This window comes from bacterium, from assembly GCA_040755795.1.
Classification (GTDB): domain Bacteria; phylum UBA9089; class CG2-30-40-21; order CG2-30-40-21; family SBAY01; genus JBFLXS01.
In genome coordinates this window covers 1-4,180 of the sequence record JBFLXS010000366.1, presented here as the reverse complement: position 1 = coordinate 4,180, position 4,180 = coordinate 1, and the positions used below count along the sequence as shown (strand labels likewise).

The 4,180-nt window shown below is 37.3% G+C and carries 2 protein-coding genes; both read left to right on the top strand.

The genetic code is table 11. The features are described 5' to 3' along the window. Positions 1-639: 639 nt before the first annotated feature. Positions 640-1,635, top strand: coding sequence for a hypothetical protein (locus AB1414_16685; protein MEW6609055.1), 996 nt, complete (start codon positions 640-642; stop codon positions 1,633-1,635). 30 nt (positions 1,636-1,665) lie between these two features. Then, positions 1,666-3,804: an alpha/beta fold hydrolase gene (locus tag AB1414_16680; GenBank protein ID MEW6609054.1), complete on the top strand. Its 2,139-nt coding sequence runs from the start codon at positions 1,666-1,668 to the stop codon at positions 3,802-3,804. Positions 3,805-4,180 lie beyond the last annotated feature (376 nt).

The window sequence follows — 4,180 nt, the reverse complement described above, 5'->3', positions numbered from 1 at the left end:
CCTCTGCCTTCTGCCCTCTGTATTTATCCGTGCTAATCCGTGTTAATCAGTGGCTGAATAGTTACTTTATTTCTATGTCTTCTCTGTTTCTCTGCGTCTCTGCGGTAAAGAGTACACGGATGACACAAATCGCACGGAATTAACATAGATAAATTATTGACTTTTTTGAATTTTTATGGTATATTATTAGTAAGCGGATTTAGCGGATTGAGCAGATAAAAAAACAGAAAAGAAATCCGATTAATCCGCTCAATCCGATTACTAAAAAATTAGTAAGAGTTCAGGTAGGATATAAAAAATAAGGAGAAAGGGAGAAGATGGAGAAGTGGAGAAAAGAAGAGTTAACTGATAGGATTATTAATGCCTGTAGCAGTGGATAAAGAAATAGGGTTACTGGTAAATTTCGCAGACTCCAGGATTGATGTCCGAAGGGTGGAGCAAGAAAAAGTTTGAGCCATTTCTCCAATTCTCCCTTTTCCCCATTTCTCCTTGTTTACACTTCTAATGTATAGCCCTGAACGGTTACAAAAATTAAATAGGGCTTCACGAAATTAAAACTAAGTAAAAGTAATGGGTTAATTGGTAACTAATTACCATTCACCAGTTACCAATTACCAAAATTAAGGAGGTAGATTTAAAATGGGTAAAAGAAGTTCAAAGGGAAATTCAAGAGGGGCAGGGATTAAGACCATAATGTGTAGCATTGCGGTGATATGTGTTTTGCTGGGCAGTAGCACTATAGCCCAGGGTATAGAATGGCAATGGCAATGGCTAAAAGCTAAGGAGCAAAAGACTAAGCAGGAAAAAGTGGTAAAAAAGAAAAATCTACCACTTAGACCAAAACAAATCGGCACGCCGACTGTCCAACAACTACTCGATAAGGTTGAAGCTAATTACCATAAGATTCAAGATTTGACGGCGGATTATCAGATGAAAGTAAGAATTCCTGAAAATATGGGAGATATAGATTTACTTAAACAGATGTTAGGACTAATCGGTGATTTGATTATCCAGGACGAGAAGTTTTTCTTTAAAGCACCGGATAAACTTAAATGGTTACCTCCAAAAGAACTGCTTACAGTGGTTAAAAAGAATAATGTTGAATATAGGAGGATGGGAACAGGATGGGGAGGTCCAGTGACTAAAGATACACCTGTTGGAAATTATAACCTTCCCTGGTATACCTTATTAGACCCGGATAGGTTTGATTTCTACTGGCGGTTGGATGAGTTAATTACTAAGTTTGATACGAAAGTCATCAGCCACCCAGAAGAAAATACCTGGGTGATTGAGGCAGTGCCGAAAGCTAGTAATCCTGAGGATGATTATAATTATCCAAGAGGAGCTAAAATAGAATTATTTATTGATTATAACAAAGGTGTTGTTATAAAAATTAATTGCCGTCAGCATTATTATCCAAATGAGGAAATTTCTGAAGACTTCCCTGAGGGGCAACTAACTGAACAAACTGAAATTAAAAACTTTATATTAATCAATAACACTTGGATACCAACAACACTTATTAAAATTCAACCACCCTTACCTAAATATAGACCTGAAGAGGTAAAAGAGGAATATACCCTTAGTAATATTCAGATAAATACAGGTATACCTGATAGTGAGTTTGAGTTTTAGGTTTAATTTACTCTGTTGGAGGTGAAAATTATGTTAAAAAGAGCCATTATTTTAGGGTTAGTAGGCAGTTTATTTTGGTTAACTCCAGCCTTTGCTAAGAATCCTGTGCTTTTAGTTCATGGGACTAATGATACCTCAGAGATGTGGGAAACGGGTTGTTTAAAAAAGACATTACAAAATGCTGGATTTGATGTGTTCACCTTAGCTGATTTTCCTGAATTGGGTGGAGATTTTCCTCTTAAAGGACAAGGATTAATACAAGAGGATATCAAGCAACTTAAAAAGATCATTGATAAGATTAAGGAACAAACAGATGCTGAGAAAGTAGATATAATAGCCCATTCACGAGGGGGACTGGTAGCTGAACTTTATACGATGATGTATGGAAGTCAGTACCAACCCCTAATGAAATATAAATATTATGATCTTCAGGCAAAACGGTACATTACCAAGACCATCTCCGACATCCCCCGCTACGGCAATGATGTAGGTCAAATCATCATGCTTGGGACACCGAATAAAGGGAGTTTTTTAGGTGAGTGGGCTTATCATTGTCCAGAGTGGCTCAAGAAACTTATTGAAAATACTATTCTTCCCAACCCTTACTTTCCTGCAGTAGAGCAACAGCAAACTAAAGGCAGTAATTTTATGGAGGAATTATTCTGGGAGAATAACTTAAATTCAAATGTTAAGTATCTTCAGATAGCAGAAGATAGAATATTTGGTGGAGATGGTGTTGTTTCCTATAATTCAGCGATGGGTGTCGCACAACATTTGTTAGAACTAATAACTAAAAAAGTTAGTGACTTAGGAGTTAAATTGCCAGTAGACCATTTGAATTTAGATAACAATGTTAGGATTAAGAAAGAGATTCTACAAGAGAAATTTTCTCAATCACCTATTCTCGCTGAAATTACTATCTCTCCTCCATCTCCTGTAAGGGAAGGGAATGTAAGTATTAATGTTACCCTTTCTAACTACTATCTTCCTTTGCCACTTACAGTTTTTGCTAAAGGCACAGCTTTACCTCAGCAATATCTATCATTAGTAGGCTACGGGCAAAATTTCTCTGGTAGTTTGAATATCCCTAAAAATAGTGATGGGATAGCGACACTTTGTCTTATGCCATATAAAAGACCAGTAGAGATATTCACGGGTAATTGTGATACTCCATCTGAGCTTGAAGTTACAGAGGAAATTGAAATACCAATTACAGGTAGCTATGTGTTTTACATTGACACCGAGGAGCCTGAGGTTACTGCCACCACGCCAGCAAATGGTGAGGTGATTATTGCTGAGGACACGCCTTATACGGTCAATATCTCTGCTACACTTTTTGACCCACCTATTAATGGCTATGCCTCTGGTATTGACCCAACAACTATTGTCCTGAATACCCCTCAAGGGACTTTTCATCAGGCATCAGCAGTGAATAAGTTAGATTACGGTGAGTATTCTTGCTCAATTGAGGCAAAGGATAATGCCAATGAGCCAGGACATGACTTGAAAGGGTCTCCTTATCGCTGGAGTTTTGAGATAGCCCCACCTATCTTTGTATCCATCCATCCTGCCTGGCAGGATTTTACTAAGCCTCATGAATCACATACCCACTACATCACTATTACTAACAAGGCAAAGAATAAATCATTTACGGCTAATATTAAGATGAAGTTGATTAAAGCATCAGGATGCCTTTCTATCACCCAATATCCTGCAGCTACTTTAGATTTACCAGCAGATAGTCAAGCAAGCACCTCTTTCGTAGTTACCTCAGGTGAGGAATTAATACCGGATGATAATTTGATACATCAGATAATCGTGAGTGTACCCGGGATAAAATTATCTGCCATTCAATATGCCAATGGTCAGAACATAGTCACTGACCATCCGGATGAATCCTATGATATTTCAGACCCAAGATACCCTACCACGGCAAAGATAGATTCAGAGGCAGAGGTTGGGGTGTATTTGAATGGATTTGTTGATGGGGTGGCACATCTTTTGGGCAAGTTTAAAGAGCCTGTCTGGTTTATAGATAGAGATTTTGAGCCTTTACCGACAGAAATAAAGGAGAAAGGGAGAAAGAAGGAAATGGAGAAAAATATTAAAAGAATTCTCTCCTTTTCTCCCTATTCTCCATCTCTCCTTACTAAAAATAAGGGGGTATAGGGTCACATCTTGAAGGGGGTATAGGGTCACATCTTGAATTGTGAATTAAAAGTACACGGATGACACAGATCGCACGGAATTAACATAGATAAATTATTGACTTTTTTGAATTTTCATGGTATATTATTAGTAAGCGGATTTAGCGGATTGAGCAGATAAAAAAAACAGAAAAGGAATCCGATTAATCCGCTCAATCCGATTACTAAAAAATTAAATAGGGCTTCACGAAATTAAAACTAAGTAAAAGTAAGGTTCTTCTAAGTTTTAAGTGGGTAAATAGTGTTTATTGAGTTGACCAAAATTAAGTTTTCCTGTAATCAAAAAGGTTACTATTTTAAAATTTCTGTAACTTCTAAAACCTCTGGCTTTAGCCTTG